Below are 24,691 nucleotides of genomic sequence, written 5' to 3'. Positions count from 1 at the left end.
CGGACCTACGCTCCCGCCCGCTCGACGCCGTATGCCGCCAGCCGTACCGATTCGTCGTAAGCGCGGCAGAGCCTGATGATTCGCTGCCGCGCGGCACGGTCGTAGAGGCCGCGTTCGTGTAGCCAGTCGTCGTCGTACACAGTGTCGAGGTACTTCTCCCCCGCGTCGCACACCAGCACGATCACCGTGCTGCCCGCGGGCAGATGCACGAGGCGGCGCAGTGCCACGTGTATTGCGGCGCCGCCGGTTCCGCCGACCAGGATGCCGGTGCGGCGGGCGACCACTCGCGCGGTGGCGAACGCGTCGACGTCGCGGACTCGGCAGTTCTCGTCGATGGCGTCGTATTTCACGTTGCCGCCCACCGGGAATCCGGCGGGGCTGCCCGCGCCGGTCTGCCAGTAGCCGCCGCCCGCGCCGCCGAAGATGATGGAGCCGGTGGGCTCGACACCGAGCGCGTAGACCCGGGAGCCCAGCCTGCGCAGCTCTTCGACTGTGCCGCAGAGGGATCCGCCGGTACCGACGGCGCCGACGAGGTAGTCGATATCGGTGTTGAGGTCGGCGAGGAGTTCGCGGGCGAGGTCGCGGTAGCCCGCGTTGTTGTGCGGGTTGTTGTGCTGGTCGGGGCGATAGGCGCCGGTCTGTGCGGCGATCTCGGCGGCGATGCGCCTGCGTTCGACGGTGCTCGGTCCGCCGCTGGTGCCGCTGTCTACCGAAACCAGTTGGGCGCCCATTGCTTTCATGGCGCGGAGCTTGTCTTTCGCGGCGTGGTCGTCGACCACTGCGGTGAATGTGTAGCCGCGTTCCAGGGCCATCAGTGCGAGTCCGGTGCCGGTGTTGCCGGAGGTGGGTTCGACGATGTGGCCGCCGGGGCGCAGTTCGCCGCTGCGTTCGGCCTGCAGCACCATCTCGCGTGCCATCCGGACTTTCGCGGAGCCGGTCGGGTTGAACTGCTCCAGCTTCAACAGCAAGCGGGTGCCGGTGCCGGTGCGGATGAGTTCGAGAAGCGGAGTGGAGCCGATGAGTTCGGAGGCCGAGCGGACGACGTTTTCGCTGCGCAGAGGCAGCTGAGTGGTGGCCGGTAATGGCAGCACGGCATGCGCGTTCATTTGTCCAAGCGCCACTGGAACCGGCCCTCCTGCGGTGTGATGACTACCTTCGGCGGCAGCGGGAGTTGGTGGAATTCGCTTTCGTTCTTGTCCATCTGATAGCCCGCCGTATTCGGATACAGCAGCAGGTCGCCGTGGCGGGGGCGTTGCGGCAGCGGCACTTTGCGCCAGGTGAGCACGTCGTATTCCATGCAGCTGGCACCGCCGACGCAGGTGGCGATCGGTTCCGCCGCCGGATCGGGGTTGCGGGGCAGCAGGATCGGGTCCGGTAGGAATTCGCTGCCCTTCCATTGTTCGGACACGCTCATGCTCAGTCCGTGCACGGTGGTGATGCCGTAGTCGGCGTTCTGCTTATAGCCGAGGACCGGGAACACTGTGCAGCCCGCATCGATCAGGAGTGCGCGACCGGGCTCGATGAAAAGCTGAATGTCGTTGTCACGGAGGTGCTTTGCCAGCGTGTGCCCCTCGAATACGGTCGTGAGGATGGCGTCCAGCATGTCGGCACCGGTCGGGTCCTGTGCGTACGGATAGAACCTCTCGAACCGTTTTCCGGCGTGGAACCATTCGTCGCGCCGGTGCGTGATGAAGGCGTTCCAGTCGTCGTCGCCGAGGTAACGGCAAGCGAAACCGCCACCTATCGAGAGTGTGGTGAGCGGCAGACCTTGCGCTTTCGCCCTGGCGCACAACCGGATCAGGTCGAAGGCGAGCTCAGCCCGCGGTGCGACCGCGTAGCCATCCAGGTGGAACGAGAACCCGATCAACTCGACGTGGGGGCGCAGTCGCGCGCACAACGCGATGGCGGTGTCGAGATCTGTTGCCGACAAGCCGAATCGGCTGTGTGGCGCGTTCGGCGGCAACGTCCGCAACAGGATGCGCACCGGCCCGGCAGTTCGTGCGATCTCCGCGATCCGATCCAGTTCATCGAGCGCGTCGATGGCGACCACACAACCGTGCCTGGCGGCAAGCCGCAGCAGCCCATCGGTTTTCGCCGCACCGGTCACCCCGATATCGCGGCCGCGGATGCCGTGCGCCAGCGCATGCACCAGTTCGGGTTCACTCGCGACATCCACGGCACCATCGAGATCGGCGATCATCGGCAGCCAGCAGCCTGCCTTGTTGGCCTTCTTGCCGTAGTAGACCTGGCCGCGCACGCCGTGTCCGGCAAGGGTTTGCTGGAAGGAGCGCAGGTTGTCGGCGAACTGCTCCGGGTAGAGGACGTGGAACGGGCCGCCGACCGCGTGGTGAATGTCGAAGAGCAACTGCCGATCCGCGCGCAGGCGCCGCTGCCAGTCCTGTTCCACCGCGGGCAGCGCGGGCAGATCGACCAGCGAGGCGTTCAGGACCACAGTTCCACCCGCTGTCCGCGTCCCGCCGCCACCGCGCGGGTGGCCAGCGCGTGGGCGACCGGGATGTCGGTGATGATCATGCCGCTGGCGAACGCGAACACCCGATCGGTGTCGCTGGACCGTCCTATCGCCTTTCCGGCCACGATGTCCGGCAGTTCCGCGTCGATGACCAGCCCGTCCGGTCCCGCCAGCCGGCTGCCCGTGACGCCGAGTTGCCCGGCGCTGGTAGCGATCGCGTAGTCGGCCGCGCGCAGGGCACCGCTCTCGACCCCCTTGCTGGCCACCGAGATCAGCAGTCCGCCCAGCGGTAGCCATTCGGTGCGCACCTTGGGATGCGCGGCCCGTCCGGAGGCGACGACAACGACGTCGGACTCGGCGACCGCCGACGGCACATCGTCGACGAGCTCGATGTCCCGCTCCGGAAACCAGCGGCGCATGGCGGCAAGGCTTTCGGCGATGCCGTCGGGATGTGTCCCGAACAGCCGCAGCTTCTCCAGACCCGGCAGGGCGGTCAGCAAGTACGGCAACGTGTTTCGGCCCTGGATGCCCGTGCCGATCATGAGCGCTGTGGTAGCCCCCTCGCGGGCACAGTGTTTCGCGATGATGGCGGTGGTCGCCGGCGTGCGGGCGGCGCCGACCCGCTGGCAGTCCATGAACGCGAACGGGAGACCGGTGGTGTCGTCGTACAGGCTGATCGTCGTGTAGTACTTGTCCGCGCTCGCGCTGCCCTGCCGATAGGACGTCTTGAAACCGAGGTGCTCCAGCGAACTGTCGTAGCCGAGCATCGAATACGACACCGCGTCGCGCTCGGTCTTCGGGATCGGCATCATCAGCTTCACCGGGCAGCGGGAATCGCCGCGCGCGAACGCCAGATATCCGTCCTCGACCAGATCGATCACCTCGGCGGGCGGCAGGTCGATATCGGCCAGGTCGGTGCGAGTGAGAATGTGCAGTGGGTTACTCATAGGACTCCGATGTGCGAATCGAGAGGACGCCCGGCCGGTGGTGCCGCGGCGGGAGAAGGGTTGCCGCCCAGGTGCACAACGCGATCCGTGCACACGGCGAGCAGAGCGAGGTCGTGACTGATGAACAGCACTCCGACACCGGTGGCGGCCAGGCCGGTCACCGTGCGTGCCACGGTCGCGGTGGTGGCCGGGTCGAGCATCGAAGTCATCTCGTCACACAGCAGGTAGTCGGGCTTGGACGCGAGGACGCGGGCGACCGCCGCCCGCTGTAATTGGCCGTCGGAGACCTGCGCCGGGTATCGATCGAGCAGATCCGCTGTCATGCCGACGGATTCGACGACGGTGTCCCAGTCCACCGGCCCGCGGGCCAGTTCGGCGATGGATTGACGCAGCGGCAGGCGCGGATCGCACGAGCGGCGAGGCGACTGGAACAGCATCGCGATCCGGCCGGTCCGCCGCCGTGGTAACGGCGCACCGTCGCAGGTGACGCGACCGCTGTCCGGCCGCCGCAGGCCCGAGAGGACATGCGCGAGAGTGGTTTTACCGGTGCCGGAGGGTCCCGCCAGCCCGACCACCTCACCGTGCCCGATCTCGATGGACACGTCGGTGAGTACCCGACGCCCACCCAATAGGGCGGAGACATTGTGTGCAGCAAGCGATCGTTGAGTCATGGTGTGCCATATCGGAAGTCGTCGGGCAGGTTGACCAGCTCCGGTGTACGGAAGGGCAGGGGCGACAACCCGTTCTCCGGCAATGCCGCGAGCAGATCCTTGGTGTACCGCTCCTCCGGATTGTCGAGAACTGTTTCAGCGCTGCCCGACTCGACGATCCGGGACGCGTACATCACCGAGACATCGGTGCATATCGCGGACTCCCGCAATGCGGTGAGATCGTGCGTGACCAGCAGGACATGGCCGCCACCGGCGGCGAAGTCGCCGAGCAACCCCAGGATCGCCGCCGCCCGCTCGGCGTCGAGGGCCGAGGTCGGTTCGTCGGCGATGATGAGCGCGGGATCCCCCGCCAGCGCGAAGGCCATGGCCGCGCGCTGCGCCATACCGCCGGAGAGCTCATGCGGATACTGTTGCAGCACAGCGGCTTCCAGTCCGACGCGAGTGACCAGGTCGACCGGATCGTGTGCGGTGCCGAGATACCGGATCGTCTCGGTCAACTGCGACCCGATCCGCCGCACCGGCGTGAAGTACGTCATCGCCGACGGCGGCACCCATGCCACGGTATGGCCGCGTGACCGCCAGATTTCCTGGGTGGTCAGGATCCGATCGTCGAGCTCCAGCGCTACCGCACCGGTCATGCGCGCTCGCTTCGGTAGCAGCCCGGTGATCGTCGCGGCCAACATCGACTTGCCGGAACCGGATTCGCCGATCAATCCATGCACCGTCCCGCGCCGCACCACCAGGTCCGCGGCGGTTACCGCATGCACTGAACGGCCAGGCGCCAGCGGAATACGCACCGTGACCTGACGGAGAGTTAGCGTCATAGCGAAACCTCCTGTCGGACTGCCGATTCAGCGGCCGGGGCGCGGCTGTACGCGTTCATGCGGCAACCTCCTGCGGCACTTGGACTTTCTGCTGCCAGTGCCTGCCGAGCAGCGACACCGCAAGCGTGACGAGCACCAGCACTCCGGCCGGGAAGATCAGCAACCACCAGTCCCCCAACAGGATCGACGCCTGCGCGTCGGACAGCAGCGTGCCCAGCGACGCACGCTGCGGCGGCAGCCCGACACCGAGGAACGACAACGTCGACTCGTGCCAGATCGCGTGCGGGATCAGCAGCACCACGCCGATCAGCGCCTGCCCCATCGCGACCGGAACGAAATGCCGCCGGACGATCCGCCATCGCGGCAGGCCACGCAGCTGGGCCGCCTGCACGAATTCGGCGTGCCGCAGCGCGAGTACCTCGCTGCGCACTACACGGGCGATGGAGGTCCAGTGGGTGAGCACCAGCGAGAGCACGATGACGAGCACCGACCCGCGATACATGGCCACGATCAGCAGCGTGAGCAGCAGGCTCGGCAGCGAATTCACCGCATCGACCAGCCGCATCGCGATCCGGTCCCACCAGCCGCCGAACGCTCCGGCGCTCACGCCGACCAGCACGCCGAGAATCGCCGAACCCACCGCTGTGGTCGCCGCGATCAACAACGAGATCCGCATGCCCTGCGCCACCCGCACGAACACATCGCGCCCGGCATTGTCGGTGCCGAACGGGAATTCGAGGCTCGGCGGCCGCCTGCTGATCGAGAAGTCCACCAGCACGTCGTCCACCGGCCGCAGCAGCGGCACCAGCCCGGCATACAGCACTGCGACCACCAGTACGCCGACCGCGAACACCAGCACCGGCCGCGCCCTACCCATCGGCGTCGATCTGCGGATCGATCAGCACGGCGGCAGCGTCGGCGGTCAGATTACCGAGCAGCACCACGGCGGTGATCAGCACCGTGAGGATGGCCAGCAGCGGAAAGTCCACGCCGCGTGCGGCGGTCACCGTCGCCGACCCCAATCCCGGCCAGCTGAAGATGGTTTCGACCACGGTGGCACCGACCACGAGTTCCGGCAGCCTGGCACCGCACAGCGCCAGGAACGGCACGATCGCGACCGGCAGCACGTGCCGAAAAGCGATGACCCGCCACGGCAATCCGCGCACCCTGGCGCCTTTGACCGCGTCGCTGTCGAGAGTGCGGGCCACCGTCTCGCGCAGGCCGAGCACGAGCCACGGCAACTGCGTGACGCCGAGCAGCACGGCGGGCAACACGAGGTGCCTGGCCGTCGAACCGGCGGTGACGCCGCCGCCCGGATCGGTCAATCCCGCAGCGGGGAACCAACGCAGCGTCAACGCGAAGAGCAGTACCGCGCCGAGCGCCAGCACGAACGGTGGAATCGCCTGCAGCACAACCGCGGCCGCGCTGATCGTCCGATCGATGAGCCCGCCGCGCCGCAGCCCGGCCCACGCGCCGAGTATCGCCGCGAGCACCAAGGCCACCACACCGCCGAGCACGCCGAGCAGCAAGCTCCACGGCAGCCGCTCGGCCAGCACCTGCGCGACCGGCTGGCGGTACGACCGTGATTCACCCAGCTCACCGCGCGCCAGATCACCGGCCCACGACCACCAGGCCTCGAACCAGTTGCGCTCCAACCCGAGTCGCTCCCGCAGCGCCGCCCGCTGCACCTCGGTGAATCCGTCACCGTGCGCACCCAGGTACTCGTCGAGCGGGTCGAACGGGCTGGCTGCGGCGAGCGCGAACACCGCGAGCGAGACCAGTCCGGCGAGCGGGACGGCCACGGCGAGGCGCCGGGCGATCAGCCTGCTTGCTCTGCCACCCATCAGCGGGTCCAGCGGGCGAGCCCGTACCACGGCCCCCACGCGACGCCGTGCGAGTGCGGTTCGAGCGCGGTCGGGGTGATCCGCCAGCCGTTGTCGCGCAACACATAGACGTGGTTCGTGGTGACCAGCGCCAGCATCGCGGGGTCACGGTGATATTCGGCCTGGACTTGGCGGTACAGCTCGGTCCGCCGCTGCGGATTCGCTTCCCCGCGTGCGGCATCCAGCAGTTGGTCGATCTTCGGGTTCACGTAATCCGAGGCGTTGTCCCACTTGGATCCGACGCCGGGTGCGGCATAGCGGGAGTGGAGTTTGGTGTAGAGCTGGCTGTCCACGGTGTACGGCTGGCCGCCACCGCCGAGCAGGAACGCCGTGTGCGCCAGATAGTCCGGCGTCATCCGCTGCTTGTCCACGGCCACCGGGGTGATCTCGATGCCCACCTTCTTCGCATCGGAGACCACCGCCATCGTCAGGTCGCGGCGCAGTACTTCCGTTGGGTAGTAGGCGATCTCGAAGGTTGCCCGGTGCCCGTCGCGCTCGCGGATACCGTCCGCGCCGATGCGCCAGCCCGCGCTGTCGAGCACTCGCGCGGCCTCAGCCCGGTCATAGCCGAAATCCTGTGCCGGATCGTAGGTCTCGCCGTACACCTGACCGACCAGGGTGGACATGGGGGCACCGTGACCGCCCAGAATATGGTCGACCATCCCTTGCCGGTCGACAGCGAAGTTCAACGCCTTACGGACCGCCGGGTCGCCCGCCACCGGGTTGCCGGACGGCAAAGTGATTGCGCGCCAGTCATTCGCCACCGCGGGGACGACCCGGTAACCGTCCTTGGCCGCCGCCTGCGCCAACTCCGGCGGCAGCACCGTCCCGTCGGCACCGTCACGCAGCTGACTCGCTCTCGCGTTGTCGTCGTCGGCGCGGCGAATGACGAACTTGCGCACTCGCGCTCGTTCACCCCAGTAGTCGTCACGCGCGGTGAGCACCACCTGATCCGGCCGGGATTCGGTGAGGACATACGGCCCGGTCCCGATCGGATGCCGATTGAGCTCGGCCCGGTCGGCCGGCCCCGGTCGCGCGAACGCCTCCGCCGGGGCGATCGCCAGGAACAATCGATGATCGAAATCGGCGTACGCGCCGGTCAATTCGAACTCGACGGTGTTCGGCCCCGTCTGCCTGGTAGTACGCAAGAAGTCGTAATCCGCGGCGATCGGAGCGGCGAAGGCCGGATCGATCAGCGAGTTATAGGTCGCCACAACATCTTCCGGGCCGAACGTCGTTCCGTCCGAAAAGGTCACGCCGGTCCGGGTATTCACCCGCCACCGCGACAGATCCCCGTCCACCGGCTCGGGCGGCCCTGCCGCGAGCACCGGAACGGCGGCCGGTATCCGCTCAGTTACTCCCTCTTCCACCCGATAGAGGCTCTCGAAGATCTTCGACTCCCCGTTCTTCCCCGGCCCGAGCAGCGGGCTGAAGTCGCCGAGTTCCTCGGTATCGATCACCACGAACTGCTCGGAATCCCCTGAGGTCTGCCCCGGCGCCGAACACGCCGTCAACCCGACGACGAATGCCGTTGCCGCAGCGCACATCCCGATCCGAAATAAAGCCATGCCAGCATCGTAGACTACTGGTAATGATTTTCATTAGCATTATCAGTGAAATCGGACACATGCACCGAGCCGGGCACGACATACCCGCCGACGAGGCGGATGCCGAGCCAATGGCTAACCTCGAGCTAATCTCCTGGCTGTGCCGATCAAGGAACGCTTGGTGCCGAAGTGGAAGCCGCTGCTGTGGCTCACCGCCATCGCCGTGTCGCTGCTGCTCGCCGCGGGCACCGTGTACTCCTGGACGCACGCGGGCAGCAGGCACGCTCCGGTCGCGGAGGTCGGCGCCACGGTGTCCAACTACGCCGAGGCGGAAGCGATTGTGACGCCGCATCTTCCGCAAGATCAGGTGGTCCCCCGGTTGTCCACCGGGGTGCTGATGAACTCGCTGCAGTTCGTCAACGCGCACAACATCAAAGCCACCGGGCATATCTGGCAACACATACCCGCCGACTTTCCGGCGGATATCGAGCTCGGCGTCCAGCTACTCGAGGCGGAGGACCCGCACTGCCCGAAGAAAGTCTTCGAGTATCCGCTCGGCGCATGGCGCGTGGTCGTCTGGTCGTTCTCGACGGTCATCCGGCAACAGTTCAACTACGAGGACTATCCGCTGGACCACCAGGACATCTGGCTGCGGATGCGCCCGGTCGACATGATCCACCAGGTCCAGCTGGTGCCCTCGTTCGAATCGTTTCCGCCGTGGGACGCGCACGCGCTCAACGGCCTGGATCCCGGGCTGGTGTTCGGCGACTGGGAGCCCGATTACACGGTGTGGAGCCTGAATCACCAGGCGTACAGCATGCTGGCCCATCCCGGTCTGGCCAATACCGACGAGCTGTATTTCAATGTCGGCGTCAGCCGCGGACTACTCGGACCACTGCTAGGGCGGATCGTTCCGGTGCTACTGCTCGCCGTGCTGATGTTCCTGTCGCTGTTCGTGATCACCACCGATCCCGACCGGCGACCGATTTCCGGCTTCACCGCCTTCGCGATCATCACCTTTTCGGTATCCACCGTGCTCGTGGTCGCGGTCAACGACAATGCGGCGAGGTCGGAGATCGGCGCCTCGGGCATCTCCTATATCGAGTACTGGTATTTCACGCTGTATGTGATGACACTGCTCGTCGCGCTCAACGCCACGATGCTGTTGCACGGCGCCTTCAGCAAGGTCGTCACCTGGCGAGACAACCTGGGGCCGAAGATCCTGTTCTGGCCGTTGTTCACCGGCATCATGTTCGCGGCGACCGTGGGCTATCTCGGGCTGTGAGCTAGGACCGGACGACCAGCAACCACACAGGCAACAGCAGTAGCGCCACCAGCGAGGTCTTGGCGACGACCGACGCGGCGAGGTCCACGTCGGTGTCGTAGCGCTGGGCGAAGATGAACAGGTTCTGCGGCGCGGGCATGGCGGCGATCAGCACCAGATAGGTCAGCCAGGTGCCGTGAATACCGAAGAGGTACTTGCAGATCAGCAGCGCGAGCAGTGGGAAAGCCAGGCATTTGAAGGCGATCAGCGCGTATTCGTCGCGCAGCGCGCCGCGCAACCGCAGGCCCGTTCCGCCGAGGTGCAGGCCGAGGGCGAACAGCGCAACGGGTGCGGCGGCGTTGCCTGCGAACGACAGCGCGTCCAGCAGCCAGCGCGGCACCGGCACCTCGGCGGCGTTCGCGGCGATCCCGAGATAGCAGGCCACGACGATCGGCGTCGCCAGTGCCGCGAGCACCCCGCGCAGTACGGCCCGGCGCCTTGGCTTGTCCGTATCATCTTGTGCGGCACCGAATTCCATCACCGCGATGACCACGACGGTGAGCACACAGACCTGCAGCAGAATGACCGGGAAGATCGGCGCGACATCACCGAACAGCAGCACGAACACTGGAATCGCGAAGTAGGTCGTATTGACCTGCACGCCGGCCATGATCCGCAGCGCGACGCCTCGTGCGTCGGCCCCGGTCACCCGCCGCGACCAGAACCCGACGGCCACCATGCCGAGCAGCGCGGTCACCAGATATGCGGCGATGGCCCGCGGATCGAACAGCCGCCCCAGATCGCTCGAGTAGAGCGAGCCGACCAGATAGCACGGGATCGCGAACAGAAAGGCGAACTCGGAGAACGCCTTCGACACCTCGGCTCCGATGATCTTGCGCCGCGCGAAGACCACTCCCGCACCGAACACCAGCGCCACCGGAGCCAGCTTCCCGGCGGTCGCAACTAGATCACTCACTGACTACAACCCGAGCGAACGGACCAGGTCCAGCATCTCGGTGTGGAAAAGCTTTGCCGGGTCGCGGGATTGGGGTACCAGGTGGCCGTACACCTCGAGCGCGATCAGGCCGTGCATGCGGCCCCACATGCGCAACGCGAGGCCGAGGGCGGCGGGTGACAGGTCGGGAAAATCCGCTCGGACGTGCTCGACAAGACCTGGGTCGAATTCGGACCATGTTGTGTCACTGATGGTTTGGCGCTCTTCCGCGTGCGGCCACGCAGCGGCGGTCAAGCCGACGAGGCCGGTGCAGGCGCGCAATTCGGCGGCCATGGCGGGACCGCCCGGCGGTGGTTGGTAGCCGGGTACCGGGTCGCCGTAGATGAGCCGGAACTCGGCGGGGTGGGCGATTGCCCAGTCGCGCACGGCCTCACCCCAGGCCACGATCCGCCCGGCCGGGTCCTCGGCGGGCACCGCGTCGCGCGCCGCCTCGACCCGGTCGACCAGGGCGGTGTAGACGTCGGAGATCAATGTGGTGATCAGGTCGTCGCGGGTGGCGTAGTAGCCGTAGATGGCGCCTGCGGTCATGCCCATGTCGCGGGCGATGGCGCGCAAGGAGATCGCATCGGGACCGCCCTCGGCCAGCAACCGCAGCGCAATGGCTTTGATTTCACCGGATGCCTGCTCGCGCATGCGCTCTCTGCGACTCTTCACGACCTCCACCACGGTTGACACTCTACAGCGTTTGGCTACTATCTACCGTGCTGTTACTGAACGGCGTGTAGTAAATGAACAGTGCATAGGGAGTGGATCGTGGATATCGGGATTTTCGGCGCAACGGGCGTCATCGGCAGTCGTGCGGTCGCCGAGGCAATACAGCGTGGACATCGGGTGACCGCGTTCACCCGTGATGCGGCTCGGTTCCCCGCTGAGCAGGGGAAGGTGGCCTGGCGGGTCGCCGATTGGCTCGATGCCGACAGCATCGCGGCCGCGATCGCCGGTCTCGATGTGGTGATCAGCGCGGTCAATGCCGGGCACGGTATCGCCGACACCATCGCCAACGCAGGCGATTTCGTTGTCGGGGCAGAGGCGATGGTCGGTGCGCTCGAGCAGCAGCCGCGGGTTCGGGTGATCACTGTCGGCGGCGCGGGCAGTCTGGAGATCGCGCCCGGGCGGCAACTGGTCGATACCGGTGCGGCGTTCATCCGCACACTGACCGAGGATCTCGAGGTGCCTGCCGAGTACATCGAAGTGGTGCGGGCGCTGCGGTCGGCCTTGAATGTCTATCGGCTGTCCAACCGCAAGTGGACCTACCTCAGTCCATCGTCGGGCCGGGTCAACCCCGGTGCGCGCACAGGCTGCTTCCGCGTGGGCGGCGATCAGCTGCTCCTCGGTGGGGACGATATCTCCGCCGAAGATCTCGCCGTCGCCTTGCTCGACGAGGTGGAGCAGCCGCGCTTCATCCAGCGCCGCTTCACCGTCGGCTACTGAAACCTGTCGTACCCCTCTGCCACAATAGATACCAGGTCGGACGTCGATCGAGTTGTTGCCCAACGTAATTGGCAACTCGACCGAGGAGGCGCAATGCCTGACGTTCCAGCTTCGATGCCCGGCCCGCGTGACCCGATGTGCATCGACGTCGACCAGTTGGTTGAGCTGGCGGCTGAGATCGAACGGCATCGGCACCTGCTGCGATCCGCCGCCGAGGGATACCGGTGGCGGGTCGCCCAGCGGGTGGAATACCTCGACCCGCCGGACCGAGACATGCGCCTCGCGCATGCGGAACGGCTGATCGAGGCCTTGATGATCGACCCGGTCCGGCACAACACCCTGGATCTCGACGCCTACCGCGCAGTCCGCGACGGTGCACCGATCGAGTTCGATACCGAACGCAGAACCTTCGTCCTGCGCATGCCGGGCCGAGACCCGCTACCGATCCGCCCCGGCCTGCCCGAACATCGCCTCGGCGTAATCGCCCGCCTCGCCGGCCTCGGCCTTCGCCTGGAACAAATCCAGGTCGTCGCCCTCACCACAACCCAAGGCACAGCCCCACCCAAGCCCCCAACAACCACCCCCCAGGTAAACCTCGGAACAACCAAGCCCTCCCGCCGCCTCGGCCAATCCGCCATCAGAATCGGAACCGCCACCCCGAGACCCGACTTCGGCGCTTACTACTAGCACCGCGTCCGATCTGCACCGCCCCCGTCGCCTTGACGGTTGTCAAGCTCGCGCCGAGGTAGACGGAAAGCTCAGCGGGGCAATCGATCCCGCCCCAGCTGCACACCTTCCGACATCCACTAGCGCGTCGGCTCGGCAAGTCCCGGTGCAGGTAGCAGAAGACGCGCAGCCAACACCACGCCCAGCAATCCGTGCAGAGCACTAACCCCGCAACTGAGGCGAATACATCATGGGCACGGGCGGGGATCCTTCCATCCAGTGATGAGGAATCCTCGTAACCCGGCGGACTAAAACCCGGGACGGCCCAAAGCGGCCAGAAAGCCGGGGCGGTTCAGGTAGCCCAACCGCAGCCACACGCCTACCAACACCCGCACGCATGTCACCACGGCAAGCCACGGTGCGGAAGATCAGAAGCACCGCGGCCCACCCAACTGGCGCACACCCCCAGCCCGCCACGCCACGCACGGCCACGCCGCACGGAACGAGGCGAGTCATATGGACGCTAAACGATCTTGAGAAGCAACCATATGACTCGCCTCGATGCGCAATCCCCAGGCTGCGGCACGCATCGTTACCCCTGGCTGTTGCGTGCCGCAAGCACCCGGCGGCAAGCCTTGACTTGCCGCACCTGGAATGGGCGTGTCAGCGCGGCAAGTTCACGGTGCTGGTCTATCAGAAGGGGCCGAACACCTTGCGGCAGTAACCCTCCGCCACAACCGCACGCCTTCTGACATACGCACGCGTGTCAGCGCAGCAAGTCGGAGTGCGCGAAATCAGAAGGCGTGCGACTCGGCGTGGCGATATTGTGCGCTGACCGCTGGCGGCTTCAGCCAGATACCTTGCTTCAGTAGCCCCACTGCCGCAGACCCACACCTTTGACATCCGCACGCACGTCTGACATCCGCACACCGGTCGGTCCGGCAAGTCGGAGTGCGCGAAATCAGAAGGCGTGCAGCCGATACCGCCGCCAGCGATCCCGAGCACACTAGCTCCGCAGCCGCACGCCTACCCCCTCGCACCCTGGCCAACACCTTGCGACGACGCAGCCCACAGCCGCCGCCGCAAGACCTACCGACACCCCCGCGCGTGTCGGCACGGCAGGTCGCGGTGGGGAGATCAGGAGTTGCGTGACCTACCCAACGGAAACACACCCGCAACCACCGCAGCCCGCCACCCCCGCACGGCCACACCGCACGGATCGACGCGAGTCATATGGTCGCCAACCGATCTCGTACAGCAACCATATGACTCACTTGATCTCGAAAACCACTGCGGCACCGTCCAATCAGCGGCCTACGCTGAACCCCTCCCCCTTTGTCTGACCCGACCACCCGGTATAGGAGGTGAGCGGGCTACACAAGCGGTGAGCGGCCTCCAACGCGCCACGCGGGCAGCAGAATCCGCACCTTAACTCGGGATCGGCACTGGGTATAGGGCCCTATTTCGAGTGCCGATCCCGAGACAGAGTGCAGATCTTGGGCATGCCAGGGTCGGGGTGCACCTGGCGGGGTTGATTGCGCCTGAAACCGGCGCCGGCCGACCCGCCCTTGTCCAAAGCGCTTGTTACGCAACCACAAGCAGATGACCACCTCCAGAACGCGACATCACGCACCTGACGCACAGCTAAAGTCGGGTACCCCACCTGACGCGCCCAGCACTACTCACAAGAAGACATGGGATCAGGTCTTCAGCTCACTGCCCGGCCGCATGCGTTGGTTGCCGCACCTGGAATTGCGAGGGGGTGAGGCGGCGAGTCAGTGTGGTCTATCGGAAGGTGTGCGGCTGATGGGGCGGCCATCGGTGCTGACCGCTAGCGACCCTCGGCGCAGCAGCACACTGCCGCAGGCGCGTGCTTTTGACATTCGCACGCGTGTCGGTTCGGGGAGTCGGGGTGCGGGAAATCAGAAGGTGTGCGGGTTAGGTGGATATCTGACAGTCCCTTGCTAACTTTCCCTCTGTATTCGTATGCTGGGCGGCAGCGACTGATAGTGACTGTCAGGTAGCGAACCTTGGAGGGGCCATGGCGCGATCCATCATTCTCGAGCGGCCGGGGCCGCCTCACCGTGACGTGCGCTGGGGCGCGGCTGGGCGGTGGGGGGTGGCGATGGCCAGGCATCGCAAGGTTGTGCTGGGGGTTTGGCTGCTGTTGGTCGTGATGGGTGGGGCGGCGTATCCGGCGTTGCATGCGCGACTTGGGACGCCGGATTATTCCGTGCCCGGCTCCGATTCTGTTGCGGTGGATCACCTTGTCGCGGAGCACTTTTCACAGTTCGGCATCGAACAGGATCTGATCGTCTTTCACTCGGGCAGTGGCACTGTCGATACGCCGGCGTATCGCGCGACGATCGATCGGACCATCGGCATTGCCAAGCAGACTGCGGGTATCGCCGGGGCGATCGGGCCGTTCGACGGCAATGCCGCTCAGATATCCGCCGATCGGCACACCGCGTTCGGCATCGTCGGCGTGGACGGTGATATTTCGGAACGAGTGCGGGTCGTGCAGGGATTGCGGACGGCCATCGAGACCGGGGGCGGTGGCGATACGCAAGTGATGCTGACCGGGTATGCGCCGATCCAGGCCGAGATGATGCAGATCGAGACGAGCGATCTGCAGCGCGCCGAAACGCTCGGTATCCCGGTGGCGACGGTGCTGCTGGTGTTGGCGCTCGGTGCGGTGACCGCCGCGCTGCTGCCGATCACCGTGACCGCGGCGGGCATTGCGATAGCGGTCGGCGCGCTGTTCGGCCTGACCACCTTCCTCGCCTTCGACTCCCTGGTGCTTTCGGTGGCGACGATGATCGCCACGGGTACCGCGATCGACTACGCGATGTTCATCGTCAGCCGGTTCAACGAGGAGTTGACCCGCCGTGGCGTCCGAAACCGCCGGGACAGCAACGCTATTCAGCAGGCCGTCGGCGCGGCGATGGACACGACCGGACGGACGGTCCTCGCGTCCGGGCTCATCGTGATGATCTCGCTGTGCTCGCTGGCCGTTGTCGGGTTGCCGATGTTGAACGGGATCGCGATCGGCGTGGTGACCGCGGTGATCGCGACGATGACCGGCGCGTTCACCCTGCTACCCGCGCTGCTCGCAACGCTAGGCCCGGCGGTGAATCGCGGCGCCCTGCCCGCCCGGATGCGGCCCGCGGAGGTTCGATCGACGACGGGCTCGAGCGCGTGGGCGCGGTGGGCACACACGGTGATGGCGCGGCCCGTGCTGTTCGGCGTGGTCGGCGTCGCGCTCCTGCTCGTAGCGGCGGCCCCGCTGACGGGCCTGCGTTACGGCGTCGATGTCGGGACCGAAGCCCTCACCGACCGCCCGTCCGGGCAGGCGATCGCCCTGGTCGAACGGAACTTCACCCCCGGCCTGCTCGCCCCGATCGAGGTGGTCGCGACCGGCGCGGACGGGTCGCCGTTGACCAGTGACGCACGCGCGGAGGCCGACCGGTTCCTCGGCCAACTCTCGCACGACGACCGGATCGCGACCGTGCTGCCGCAGTACGCGGACGGCCGGATGTTCGCGGCTGTCGTCCCCCGCGCGGCCTTCGGCTCGACCGCCGGCACCGACCTGGTCACCGATCTGCGTTCCCGCGCAGCAGCACTCGGCAACGCGGAGGTCAAGATCGGCGGCACGACGGCGCTGTTCGTCGATGTGTCCCAACGGATTACCGGCCGATTCCCGTGGGTGATCGCCTTGGTACTGGCGGTCTCGCTCGCCTTCCTGATTGTCGCGTTCCGCAGTATCGTGCTGGCGCTCAAGGCAATTCTGCTGAACCTGCTGGCCACCGGTGCGGCACTGGGCATTACGGTCGCGGTGTTCCAGCACGGCCTCGGCGAATCCGCGCTCGGGTTCCACAGCACCGGATTTCTCCAGATCTATCTGCCGATGCTGGTTTTCGCAGTACTGTTCGGGCTTTCGATGGATTACGAGGTGTTCCTCATCCGCCGAATGAAGGAGCACTGGGACACCCACCACGACAACGCCGCAGCGGTCGCCGACGGACTTCAGCGCACAGCCAGGCCGATCACCGCGGCGGCCGCGATCATGGTCGCCGTTTTCGCCAGCTTCGTGACCGCGAATGTGTTGGAGCTCAAGCAGATCGGCTTCGCGCTGGCCGTCGCGATCGCGATCGACGCGGTGCTGGTCCGGCTAGTGCTGGTGCCCGCGTTCATGCGGCTGTTCGGCCGCTGGAACTGGTGGCTACCGAAGCTGCGGGCAAACCGCGTGACTAGCGGAACATGATCTCGATCTGATCGATGATCGATCCGATGGCCTCGGTGTAGACATCTTTCAGCCGTCCAGCGAAATCCCGTCCGGCCCAATGGTCCAGCGCTGCCACGCAACCCCAGACCGCAGTGGCCGCCGCCATCCGTACCCGTAAATCGTTGGCGTCGAAGCCGGTTCGCGCGGCGAACAGCGTCCGGAACTGGTCCTCCAGGTCACGCATCTGCTTGGTCTGGCCGACCTTGATCTCCGGGACCGCTGCCGTGTACTGCAGCCGCTGGCGGATCCGGTGCTCGGACTCCTCTGTCAGCAGCGATTCGGTCAACAGCGGCAGCAGCATTCGCGCGACGGCGATCAGGTCCGCGGGTTCGACGGTGGCTTCCCCACCCGCGGTGCGGATCGCGTCGAGGATCTTCGGGTCCGCCTCGTCGTAGAGGACGAGCATCTCCTTGGTGCCGAAGTACCGATAGACCGAGCTCGGCGAAACTCCGGCCTCGGCGGCGACCCGTTCGATCGTCACGTTGCGGTACCCGTGCGTGTCGAAGAGATCCAGCGCGACCCGCTGAATCCGGCTCATCGCCTCGATCTTCCTGCGCTCCCAGGAAGTGGACGGAAGCTCTACCGCGGCATCGGACATCACCGTTCAGAATACCGGGAGCCCACTCCGGTATCGGCCAACTCGGCCCCGAAATGGGCGAAGGCCCCGGTCCAGTGGACCGGGGCCTTCATCACACGTACCTATCAGGCGTTGCCGGAGAGCTTCTCCCGCAGAGCCGCCAGCTGCGCGTCGCTGGCCAGCGAACCGCCGGCCGACTCGGACGAGCTGGAGGACGAGGAAGAGGACGCTGCCTGCGAACCACTCTCGGAGGAGTAGTTCGACGAGCCGCCACCGTTCGCGGCCTCGGCCGCGGCGTCGGCCGCCATCTTCTCCATCTGAGCGGTGTGCATCTTGTGGCGACGCTCGGCCTCGGCGTACCGGCCTTCCCACTCTTCGCGCTGCTTGTCGAAGCCCTCGAGCCACTCGTTGGTGTCGGGATCGAAGCCCTCGGGGAAGATGTAGTTGCCCTGGTCGTCGTAGCTGTCGGCCATGCCGTACTTCGACGGGTCGAACTCGGCGTGGTAGTCCTCGTTCGCCTGCTTCAGCGACAGCGAGATCCGGCGACGCTCGAGGTCGATGTCGATGACCTTGACCATCGCGTCGTCGCCGACGGCGACAACCTGGTCCGGGACCTCCACGTGGCGCTCGGCCAGCTCGGAGATGTGCACGAGGCCCTCGATGCCCTCTTCGACGCGCACGAACGCACCGAACGGAACCAGCTTGGTGACCTTGCCGGGCACGATCTGGCCGATCGCGTGGGTCCGGGCGAACTGACGCCACGGGTCTTCCTGAGTCGCCTTGAGCGACAGCGAAACCCGCTCGCGATCCAGGTCGACGTCGAGCACCTCGACGGTGACCTCGGTGCCGACCTCGACAACCTCGGACGGGTGGTCGATGTGCTTCCAGGACAGCTCGGAGACGTGCACCAGGCCGTCGACGCCACCAAGGTCCACGAAGGCACCGAAGTTGACGATCGAGGAGACCACACCCTTGCGGACCTGGCCCTTCTGCAGCTGGTGCAGGAACTCGCTGCGGACCTCGGACTGGGTCTGCTCGAGCCAGGCGCGGCGGGACAGGACCACGTTGTTGCGGTTCTTGTCCAGCTCGATGATCTTGGCCTCGATCTCCTTGCCGACGTACGGCTGGAGGTCGCGGACACGACGCATCTCGACGAGCGAGGCAGGCAGGAAGCCGCGGAGACCGATGTCGAGGATCAGGCCGCCCTTGACGACCTCGATGACGGTGCCCTTGACGGCCTCGTCCTTCTCCTTGAGCTCCTCGATCGTGCCCCACGCGCGCTCGTACTGAGCCCGCTTCTTCGACAGGATCAGGCGGCCTTCCTTGTCCTCCTTGGTGAGAACAAGAGCCTCGACCTCATCACCCACGGAAACGACCTCATTCGGGTCGACATCGTGCTTGATGGAGAGTTCGCGGGAAGGGATGACGCCTTCGGTCTTGTAACCGATGTCGAGCAGGACCTCGTCGCGGTCGACCTTGACGATGGTTCCTTCGACGATGTCGCCGTCATTGAAGTACTTGATCGTGGCGTCGATGGCGGCGAGGAAATCCTCGGCGGAGCCGATGTCATTGACGGCTACCTGCGGCGAGGTGACGGTGGTGGGCATATGTCGGTTTGCTCCGGACGGATTGTGGTCGGTTGCGGACATTGGAACTTTCGGTACGCTGGCGAATTCACCGCGGTGGTGTGAAGACGGACACTAGGAACGTACCGCACGTAACGCACGTGAAACTCAGCACGGGTGGTTGACTCCGGTACGGCTGTACCTAAGGCACTCGCGCGTTCAGCGTACGCGACCTTGGTCCAGCCGGGCAAACCGGTCCGGCCGCCACGCCGGGATACGCTGGCGGCGTGTCGGAAGATCGCCATGCAGAGGCAAACACACTGCTCGGAACCGCGGGTACCGCGCGCACCCGGATCGGCTCCGCCGCTAGTCAGCAAGCCAGCCGCCGCTGGTGGGATGCCGACGCGGGCCAGTACCACGAGACGCACGCCGATTTCCTCGGCGTCGATTCCCCAGACGGCGAATTCGTCTGGTGCCCGGAGGGGCTGCACGAGGGCGATATGCGATTCCTCGGCGAGGTCGCCGGTAAGCGAATCCTGGAGATCGGCTGCGGATCGGCGCCGTGCGCGCGCTGGCTGGCCGGGCAGGGCGCGCATCCGGTCGGGCTCGATCTGTCGATGGGGATGCTGGAACGTGGCCGGGCCGCGATGGAACGCGGCGGGCCGCAGGTGCCGCTGATCCAAGCGGGCGCGGAGACCCTGCCCTTCGTCGGCGAATCGTTCGACCTGGCCTGCTCGGCGTTCGGCGCGATCCCGTTCGTCGCCGATTCCGAACAGGTGATGCGCGAGGTCGCCCGCGTGCTGCGGCCCGGTGGGCGCTGGGTGTTCTCGGTGAACCATCCGATGCGCTGGATCTTTCCCGACGATCCCGGTCCGGCTGGGCTCACTGCCGCTATCCCTTACTTCGACCGCACTCCGTATGTAGAGGTCGACGCTGATGGTGAGCCGACTTACGTCGAGCATCACCGCACGATCGGCGACCGGGTACGCGAGATCGTCGCGGCCGGGCTGCTGGTGGTAGACATCGTGGAACCCGACTGGCCGGAATGGCTCGACCGCGAATGGGGCCAGTGGAGCCCGTTACGCGGCGAAATCTTCCCCGGTACTGCCATCTTCGTCACCGAGAAACCGGCTTAGACGGCCCCGCGCACTGTCTCGCCCGCCGCGCACGAAACAGCCGACAATTCCATACGCAGCAGGACAACTCGTGCGCGGCGGACTGCGGCCAGGCGGTACGGGTGCGAGCGATCGTTGGTCAGGCCCGCAGCGGGCCCGCGAACGGGGGCAGGGCGGCGAAGCCGGGGGCCAGCTGGGCTGTGGGGACGGTGCGGGCGACCCAGCGGCGGGCTCGGGTGAGCGGGTGGTCGGGGAATTGCTCGTCCCAGCGCATGTCGTCGGCGGTGTTGTAGGGCAGGCGGCCACCGAGGCCCGGCGCGTAGGGGTGCGGCGGGAACATGTTTTCGTAGCCGATCTGCGACATCAGGACGGCTTCGCGGACGCCGGTGGTGCCGGTCTCCGGGCAGAGGATCTGGAATACCGCACTGCAGCGATCCTTCGGCACGATGATCGAGGCGACGAAGGCCAGGCCGCTCGGCTGGTTCGGCAGCGGAAACTTCTCCATCCGCAGCAGTGCGGGCTCCCGGTCGACCCAGATGACGAAAGCCTCGATCAGGCAACCGGATTCGGCGGACCGCTCCGCCAGCCCACGCCGCAGCACGTCCACCTCTGTCAGCGGCGCGGGCAAGTCCGGAACCAGGTCGAAGTACGTCATCGTGACAATGTCCCCAGTACTCGGATCACGCCACGAGTTGCTGTCGATCGCCTGAAGCCCACTGGTATCGAACGAAATTGGCACGCCCCCACGGTAGCCGCCCACCCATCGGCATGGTCCGCACCGTCGAACAACGACCGAAGGCGACCTCCAGCCCGTCTGAACGGATGAAGGTCGCCTTCGGTCGGTTATTTCGGTTTGCGGCCCGCCTGTTCGAGGGCGAGGCGGAGGGCGTATTCGATTTGGGCGTTGATGCTGCGCAGGTCGTCGGCCGCCCACTTGGCGATGGCCTCGTGGACGGCCGGGTCGAGCCGTAGCAGCAGCTTCTTGCGCTCGGCCATGGCGTCGGCGCTCAGTTGTAGAGGGAGCCGGTGTTCACGACGGGCTGGATGGCTCGGTCGCCGCAGAGGACAACCAGCAGGTTCGACACCATGGTGGCGCGGCGCTCCTCGTCCAGCTCCACCACGCCCTGCTCGGTGAGCTTGTCGAGCGCGAGGCCGACCATGCCGACCGCGCCCTCGACGATCTGGGTGCGGGCGGCGACCACCTGGGCGGCCTGCTGGCGGACCAGCATGGCCTGGGCGATCTCCGGCGCGTAGGCGAGGTGGGTGATGCGGGCTTCGAGCACCTCGATGCCCGCGAGCAGGGTGCGGTCGCGCAGCTCGACGGTGAGTTCCTCGGCTACCTCGGCGCCGTCGCGCAGGCTGGTGCGGCTGTCGTCGTGCGAATCGTAGGGGTGCGTGGTGGCGAGGTGGCGGACCGCGGCCTCGGACTGGGTCTGCACGTACTCCTCGTAGTCGTCGACGGCGAACGCGGCCTTGAAGCTGTCGACCACTTTGTAGACCACCACGGCGGCGATCTCGACCGGGTTGCCGTCGGCGTCGTTGACCTTCAGCTTCTGCGTCTCGAAGTTACGCACGCGCAACGAGATTCGCTTGCGGTCGGTCAACGGCAGCACCGAGAAGAAGCCGGGCTCGCTCACCGAACCGACGTAGCGGCCGAAGAACTGGACGACCTGCGCCTCGTTCGGGTTCACCACGATGAGGCCGGTCGCCGCGAGCAGCAGCACGAACACGAGGAAGCTCGCGACGATCGCGCCGATCAGCGCGGGCACGTTGTGGTGCTGGGCCATCGCGACGTACCCGAGCGCGGCGGCCCCGCCGAAGACGAGGGTGAGCACCAGCCACGCCACCAGCACCAAGAAGCCGTTGACGTGTAATGCGGGCCGAAGCTTCATGACATCCTCCAGGTATCAAAGTGATATCACGAAGATAGCAGACGACTGGCGTCGGTGGCACTAGCGAAAACCCCGGGAATCTCACACGGAGGTTCCCGGGGTGGCGAATCAGTTGGCGGGGCGGATGTTGCGGTTGAAGCGGAACATGTTGTGCGGGTCGTACTTCGCCTTCAGGTCCGCGAGGCGCTGGTAGGTGTAGCCGGAGTAGCCCGCCTGGGTTTGGGCCTCGTCCGCGTCGGCACCGGCGCCGTAGAGGAAGTTGAGGCTGTGGCCGACGGTCCACGGCGCAAGTGCGGTGCGGATCTTTTCCTTGGCCGCGGTCTCGTCGTCGGGGTCGGTGATGATGCGGACGATGTAGGCGGCGTCGCGATGGTTGACGACGGTCTCACTCGGGTTGCTCAGCGCGCCCCCGAGATGACGGATGTCGATGACCGCCCCGGCACCGGAGTCCGGGCCCGCGGCGGACAGCAAGGCGGACAACGCATCTCCGTTGAGCTCGCGGAGCAGCGCGTTGGTGGCGGCGTAGGCGTGCGGGTGGTCGGGGTCGCTGTGGATGGTGTGCGATTCGGTGTAGGGCATGGTGCGCAGGTCGTCCTTCAGCCGCTCGCCCACCGCGCGCAGCGGGGCGACCAGCCGCTCCCCCTCCTCGGCGGGACCGTTGAAGGCGATGCGGAACGAGGCGACGTAGCGGCCGCGCAGCGGGGCGGGGACCTGCGGGATGTCGGGGAAGGCCAGCATGGCGACGGTAGAGGTCAGTTCGTCGGGAACCGTTGCGGTCCACTGCTTCCAGACGTCGAGGGCCTGCTCGACCAGCGGGGTGTCGAACATGAGCTGGCCGCCGTAGACCTCGGTGACAGGCAGCAGGCCCAGCTCGATCGCGGTGACCACGCCGAAGTTGCCGCCGCTGCCGAGGACCGCACCGAACAGTTCGTCGCCGGGGACCAGCCTGCGCACCCGGCCGTCCGCGGTGACCAGTTCGATGGCGCGGACATGGTCCGCGGCGTAGCCGAATTCCCTTGCCAGCAGACCAATTCCGCCGCCGAGCAGGTAGCCCACCACGCCGACCGACGGTGACGAACCGTTCAGTGGCGCGAGTCCGTGCGCCGCGGCCGCCTCGACCAGTGCACCGGCGCGCACTCCCGCGCCGATCCGTGCGGAGCGATTCGCCGGGTCGATCTCGAGGGTGGTCATCCGGCGGGTGCTGATCAGCACTCCCCCGTCGGCCGCGACCGACAGCCCGTGGCCGGTCGCCTGCACCGCGACGGGAAGACCGTGCCGCGCAGCGTATTCCACCGCGGCGCGGACATCCTCGGCGTGCACGGCGCCGACGACGAGCGCGGGCCGGTGGGTGTAGGCGGTTTGGAAGCCGGCGATCTCCTCGTCGTATCCGGCGTCACCCGGGCGGAAGACCGGGCCGGTGAAGGTGTCTGCCATGTGCTCTGCGTTGTTTCCCATGCGTTCGACGATGCCCGCCGCCGAATGATAAGTACAACAGATAGATCATATAGAAGCTAGAATTATCAGTTATGGAACTGCGTCAGCTCCGCTACTTCGTCACTGTGGTGGAGGAAGCGAATTTCACCCGCGCCGCGGCCCGCCTGCACCTGGCTCAGCCCGGGCTCAGCGCGCAGATCCGCCAGCTGGAACGCGAACTCGGCCAGCAACTCCTCGACCGTGGTCGCACGGTGACACCGACCGAGATCGGGACGGCGGTGCTGAAGCACGCCCGCGCCGCGCTCGCCGCAACCGAACGCATCAACGAGACGGTGGACGAATTCGCCGGTCTGCTGCGCGGTCACGTACGCGTCGGCCTGATCTCCGGCGCCGCGACCGAGGAACTCAACGTCGCCGCCGTCCTGGCCGACTTCCACGACGACCACCCCGAGGTCGGCATCAGCCTCACCGAGGACACCTCGGAACGCATGCTCGCCGCGCTCGGCCGGGGCGAGCTGGATGTCGCGCTGATCGGAATGACCGGCGCGTCAATGGATTCCACCATCGGGGTGGATGTGGTGCTGGAAACCTCGATCGTCGCCGCGGTAGCCGCCGACGATCGGACACACGGCGAGGACATCCCACTCAACGACCTACGCGATCACCCACTGATCTGCCTGCCGCGCGGCACCGGCATCCGCGGCGTCTTCGAACGCTCCTGCGCGGCAGCGGGATTCGAGCCGAACGTCGCCTTCGAGGCCGCCGCTCCCCCGCTGCTGCTGCAACTGGCCGCCCGCGGGCTCGGCATCGCGGTCGTACCGGGGCTAACCCCCGCGGAGGCAACAGCTTTCGGCGTCCGCACCATCCGCATCACCGAACCCGAACTACGTGGCCGACTGGCCCTGGTGTGGCGCACCGACCGCCCAGCAGGCCCCGCTGCCAAAGTGCTACTGGGCCAACTACGTATCGCGCTCGGCGGCAAAGGGACGCGAACCACCGCGCGCCACCGGGCGTGAACCCGCCAGGCGGCTCGACCGAGTGGTCGGCCGCGCCCCGATCCACACGTCCGGGGATAGGTCCATTGCGCGTCCACGACGGCGGCCGA

22 protein-coding genes are annotated in these 24,691 nt (G+C 66.7%); 6 read left to right on the top strand and 16 right to left on the bottom strand.

What is annotated here, in order from left to right; all coding sequences use genetic code 11:
* Positions 1–5: 5 nt before the first annotated feature.
* The 8 genes from ACFWF1_RS17400 to ACFWF1_RS17365 are packed head-to-tail and all read right to left on the bottom strand — an operon-like array spanning position 6 to position 8,363.
* On the bottom strand, positions 6–1,106 hold the full coding sequence (locus ACFWF1_RS17400) for a PLP-dependent cysteine synthase family protein (protein ID WP_379322193.1): 1,101 nt from the start codon (positions 1,104–1,106) through the stop codon (positions 6–8).
* Positions 1,103–2,452 carry an alanine racemase gene (locus ACFWF1_RS17395; RefSeq protein ID WP_379289474.1) on the bottom strand — a complete coding sequence of 450 codons (1,350 nt, stop codon included), beginning with the start codon at positions 2,450–2,452 and terminating at the stop codon, positions 1,103–1,105. Before ACFWF1_RS17395 ends, ACFWF1_RS17400 begins: the two co-directional genes overlap by 4 nt.
* Positions 2,443–3,417, bottom strand: a complete 975-nt coding sequence (locus ACFWF1_RS17390) for an ornithine cyclodeaminase (RefSeq protein ID WP_379289472.1) — start codon at positions 3,415–3,417, stop codon at positions 2,443–2,445. The genes ACFWF1_RS17395 and ACFWF1_RS17390 overlap by 10 nt, the downstream gene beginning before the upstream one ends.
* The gene (locus ACFWF1_RS17385; RefSeq protein ID WP_379289470.1) at positions 3,414–4,088 is read right to left on the bottom strand and encodes an ABC transporter ATP-binding protein; all 675 of its coding nucleotides are present in this window, start codon (positions 4,086–4,088) and stop codon (positions 3,414–3,416) included. Before ACFWF1_RS17385 ends, ACFWF1_RS17390 begins: the two co-directional genes overlap by 4 nt.
* Positions 4,085–4,912 carry an ATP-binding cassette domain-containing protein gene (locus ACFWF1_RS17380; RefSeq protein WP_379289468.1) on the bottom strand — a complete coding sequence of 276 codons (828 nt, stop codon included), beginning with the start codon at positions 4,910–4,912 and terminating at the stop codon, positions 4,085–4,087. Before ACFWF1_RS17380 ends, ACFWF1_RS17385 begins: the two co-directional genes overlap by 4 nt.
* 55 nt (positions 4,913–4,967) lie before the next feature.
* Positions 4,968–5,789: an ABC transporter permease gene (locus tag ACFWF1_RS17375; RefSeq protein ID WP_379289466.1), complete on the bottom strand. Its 822-nt coding sequence runs from the start codon at positions 5,787–5,789 to the stop codon at positions 4,968–4,970.
* The gene (locus ACFWF1_RS17370; protein ID WP_379289464.1) at positions 5,782–6,756 is read right to left on the bottom strand and encodes an ABC transporter permease; all 975 of its coding nucleotides are present in this window, start codon (positions 6,754–6,756) and stop codon (positions 5,782–5,784) included. Before ACFWF1_RS17370 ends, ACFWF1_RS17375 begins: the two co-directional genes overlap by 8 nt.
* Positions 6,756–8,363 (bottom strand): ABC transporter substrate-binding protein, encoded by a 1,608-nt coding sequence (locus ACFWF1_RS17365; RefSeq protein ID WP_379289462.1) that lies wholly within the window; start codon positions 8,361–8,363, stop codon positions 6,756–6,758. The genes ACFWF1_RS17370 and ACFWF1_RS17365 overlap by 1 nt, the downstream gene beginning before the upstream one ends.
* Positions 8,364–8,502: 139 nt before the next feature.
* On the opposite strand from ACFWF1_RS17365, the gene ACFWF1_RS17360 reads away from it, so the two are divergent.
* Positions 8,503–9,627: a hypothetical protein gene (locus ACFWF1_RS17360; protein ID WP_379289460.1), complete on the top strand. Its 1,125-nt coding sequence runs from the start codon at positions 8,503–8,505 to the stop codon at positions 9,625–9,627.
* A 1-nt stretch (position 9,628) separates the two neighbouring features.
* Here ACFWF1_RS17360 and ACFWF1_RS17355 read toward each other — a convergent pair whose 3' ends face one another.
* Together ACFWF1_RS17355 and ACFWF1_RS17350 are read right to left on the bottom strand one after the other, a co-directional pair.
* Positions 9,629–10,582 carry an AEC family transporter gene (locus tag ACFWF1_RS17355; RefSeq protein WP_379289458.1) on the bottom strand — a complete coding sequence of 318 codons (954 nt, stop codon included), beginning with the start codon at positions 10,580–10,582 and terminating at the stop codon, positions 9,629–9,631.
* Between the two features lie 3 nt (positions 10,583–10,585).
* The gene (locus ACFWF1_RS17350; RefSeq protein WP_379289456.1) at positions 10,586–11,275 is read right to left on the bottom strand and encodes a TetR/AcrR family transcriptional regulator; all 690 of its coding nucleotides are present in this window, start codon (positions 11,273–11,275) and stop codon (positions 10,586–10,588) included.
* Positions 11,276–11,374: 99 nt separating this feature from the next.
* Here ACFWF1_RS17350 and ACFWF1_RS17345 point away from each other — a divergent pair, with 99 nt between their 5' ends.
* The 3 genes from ACFWF1_RS17345 to ACFWF1_RS17335 all read left to right on the top strand — a co-directional run bounded on the left by ACFWF1_RS17345 (position 11,375) and on the right by ACFWF1_RS17335 (position 16,982).
* Positions 11,375–12,052 carry an NAD(P)-dependent oxidoreductase gene (locus tag ACFWF1_RS17345; RefSeq protein ID WP_379289454.1) on the top strand — a complete coding sequence of 226 codons (678 nt, stop codon included), beginning with the start codon at positions 11,375–11,377 and terminating at the stop codon, positions 12,050–12,052.
* Between the two features lie 93 nt (positions 12,053–12,145).
* A complete protein-coding gene (locus tag ACFWF1_RS17340; RefSeq protein ID WP_379289452.1) occupies positions 12,146–12,739 on the top strand; it encodes a hypothetical protein in 594 nt (197 codons plus the stop codon).
* Positions 12,740–14,759: 2,020 nt separating this feature from the next.
* On the top strand, positions 14,760–16,982 hold the full coding sequence (locus ACFWF1_RS17335) for an MMPL family transporter (RefSeq protein WP_379289450.1): 2,223 nt from the start codon (positions 14,760–14,762) through the stop codon (positions 16,980–16,982).
* Here ACFWF1_RS17335 and ACFWF1_RS17330 read toward each other — a convergent pair.
* Both ACFWF1_RS17330 and rpsA read right to left on the bottom strand, forming a co-directional pair.
* A complete protein-coding gene (locus ACFWF1_RS17330) occupies positions 16,969–17,601 on the bottom strand; it encodes a TetR/AcrR family transcriptional regulator (protein ID WP_379289448.1) in 633 nt (210 codons plus the stop codon). The genes ACFWF1_RS17335 and ACFWF1_RS17330 overlap by 14 nt on opposite strands.
* 104 nt (positions 17,602–17,705) lie before the next feature.
* Positions 17,706–19,187, bottom strand: coding sequence for a 30S ribosomal protein S1 (gene rpsA / locus ACFWF1_RS17325; RefSeq protein ID WP_379289446.1), 1,482 nt, complete (start codon positions 19,185–19,187; stop codon positions 17,706–17,708).
* 245 nt (positions 19,188–19,432) lie between these two features.
* Between rpsA and ACFWF1_RS17320 the strand changes: the two genes are divergently transcribed.
* Entirely contained in the window at positions 19,433–20,281 is an 849-nt protein-coding gene (locus ACFWF1_RS17320) for a class I SAM-dependent methyltransferase (RefSeq protein ID WP_379289445.1), read from the top strand.
* A gap of 118 nt (positions 20,282–20,399) precedes the next feature.
* On the opposite strand, the gene ACFWF1_RS17315 is transcribed toward ACFWF1_RS17320, so the two are convergent.
* The 4 genes from ACFWF1_RS17315 to ACFWF1_RS17300 all read right to left on the bottom strand — a co-directional run bounded on the left by ACFWF1_RS17315 (position 20,400) and on the right by ACFWF1_RS17300 (position 23,607).
* A complete protein-coding gene (locus ACFWF1_RS17315; RefSeq protein WP_379289443.1) occupies positions 20,400–20,915 on the bottom strand; it encodes a hypothetical protein in 516 nt (171 codons plus the stop codon).
* 188 nt (positions 20,916–21,103) lie between these two features.
* Positions 21,104–21,256: a toxin-antitoxin system HicB family antitoxin gene (locus ACFWF1_RS17310; RefSeq protein WP_110293694.1), complete on the bottom strand. Its 153-nt coding sequence runs from the start codon at positions 21,254–21,256 to the stop codon at positions 21,104–21,106.
* A gap of 11 nt (positions 21,257–21,267) precedes the next feature.
* The gene (locus tag ACFWF1_RS17305; protein WP_379289441.1) at positions 21,268–22,152 is read right to left on the bottom strand and encodes an SPFH domain-containing protein; all 885 of its coding nucleotides are present in this window, start codon (positions 22,150–22,152) and stop codon (positions 21,268–21,270) included.
* 108 nt (positions 22,153–22,260) lie between these two features.
* Positions 22,261–23,607 (bottom strand): FAD-binding oxidoreductase, encoded by a 1,347-nt coding sequence (locus ACFWF1_RS17300; RefSeq protein WP_379289439.1) that lies wholly within the window; start codon positions 23,605–23,607, stop codon positions 22,261–22,263.
* Between the two features lie 71 nt (positions 23,608–23,678).
* Here ACFWF1_RS17300 and ACFWF1_RS17295 point away from each other — a divergent pair, with 71 nt between their 5' ends.
* Entirely contained in the window at positions 23,679–24,602 is a 924-nt protein-coding gene (locus ACFWF1_RS17295) for a LysR family transcriptional regulator (protein ID WP_379289437.1), read from the top strand.
* The last annotated feature ends 89 nt before the right edge of the window (positions 24,603–24,691 follow it).

Origin of the sequence: Nocardia sp. NPDC060255 (assembly GCF_042727395.1) — a bacterium.
Taxonomy (GTDB): domain Bacteria; phylum Actinomycetota; class Actinomycetes; order Mycobacteriales; family Mycobacteriaceae; genus Nocardia.
Note: the sequence above shows the minus strand (reverse complement) of the source record. Positions and strands in the feature narration are given on the sequence as shown.

Coding starts and splice junctions, on each gene's coding strand:
- rpsA (WP_379289446.1), bottom strand. CDS start 19,187: ATGCCCACCACCGTCACCTCGCCGCAGGTAGCCGTCAATGACATCGGC.
- ACFWF1_RS17390 (WP_379289472.1), bottom strand. CDS start 3,417: ATGAGTAACCCACTGCACATTCTCACTCGCACCGACCTGGCCGATATC.
- ACFWF1_RS17295 (WP_379289437.1), top strand. CDS start 23,679: ATGGAACTGCGTCAGCTCCGCTACTTCGTCACTGTGGTGGAGGAAGCG.
- ACFWF1_RS17310 (WP_110293694.1), bottom strand. CDS start 21,256: ATGGCCGAGCGCAAGAAGCTGCTGCTACGGCTCGACCCGGCCGTCCAC.
- ACFWF1_RS17385 (WP_379289470.1), bottom strand. CDS start 4,088: ATGACTCAACGATCGCTTGCTGCACACAATGTCTCCGCCCTATTGGGT.
- ACFWF1_RS17315 (WP_379289443.1), bottom strand. CDS start 20,915: ATGACGTACTTCGACCTGGTTCCGGACTTGCCCGCGCCGCTGACAGAG.
- ACFWF1_RS17335 (WP_379289450.1), top strand. CDS start 14,760: ATGGCGCGATCCATCATTCTCGAGCGGCCGGGGCCGCCTCACCGTGAC.
- ACFWF1_RS17370 (WP_379289464.1), bottom strand. CDS start 6,756: ATGGGTGGCAGAGCAAGCAGGCTGATCGCCCGGCGCCTCGCCGTGGCC.
- ACFWF1_RS17380 (WP_379289468.1), bottom strand. CDS start 4,912: ATGACGCTAACTCTCCGTCAGGTCACGGTGCGTATTCCGCTGGCGCCT.
- ACFWF1_RS17300 (WP_379289439.1), bottom strand. CDS start 23,607: ATGGGAAACAACGCAGAGCACATGGCAGACACCTTCACCGGCCCGGTC.
- ACFWF1_RS17375 (WP_379289466.1), bottom strand. CDS start 5,789: ATGGGTAGGGCGCGGCCGGTGCTGGTGTTCGCGGTCGGCGTACTGGTG.
- ACFWF1_RS17400 (WP_379322193.1), bottom strand. CDS start 1,106: ATGAACGCGCATGCCGTGCTGCCATTACCGGCCACCACTCAGCTGCCT.
- ACFWF1_RS17365 (WP_379289462.1), bottom strand. CDS start 8,363: ATGGCTTTATTTCGGATCGGGATGTGCGCTGCGGCAACGGCATTCGTC.
- ACFWF1_RS17340 (WP_379289452.1), top strand. CDS start 12,146: ATGCCTGACGTTCCAGCTTCGATGCCCGGCCCGCGTGACCCGATGTGC.
- ACFWF1_RS17305 (WP_379289441.1), bottom strand. CDS start 22,152: ATGAAGCTTCGGCCCGCATTACACGTCAACGGCTTCTTGGTGCTGGTG.
- ACFWF1_RS17330 (WP_379289448.1), bottom strand. CDS start 17,601: ATGTCCGATGCCGCGGTAGAGCTTCCGTCCACTTCCTGGGAGCGCAGG.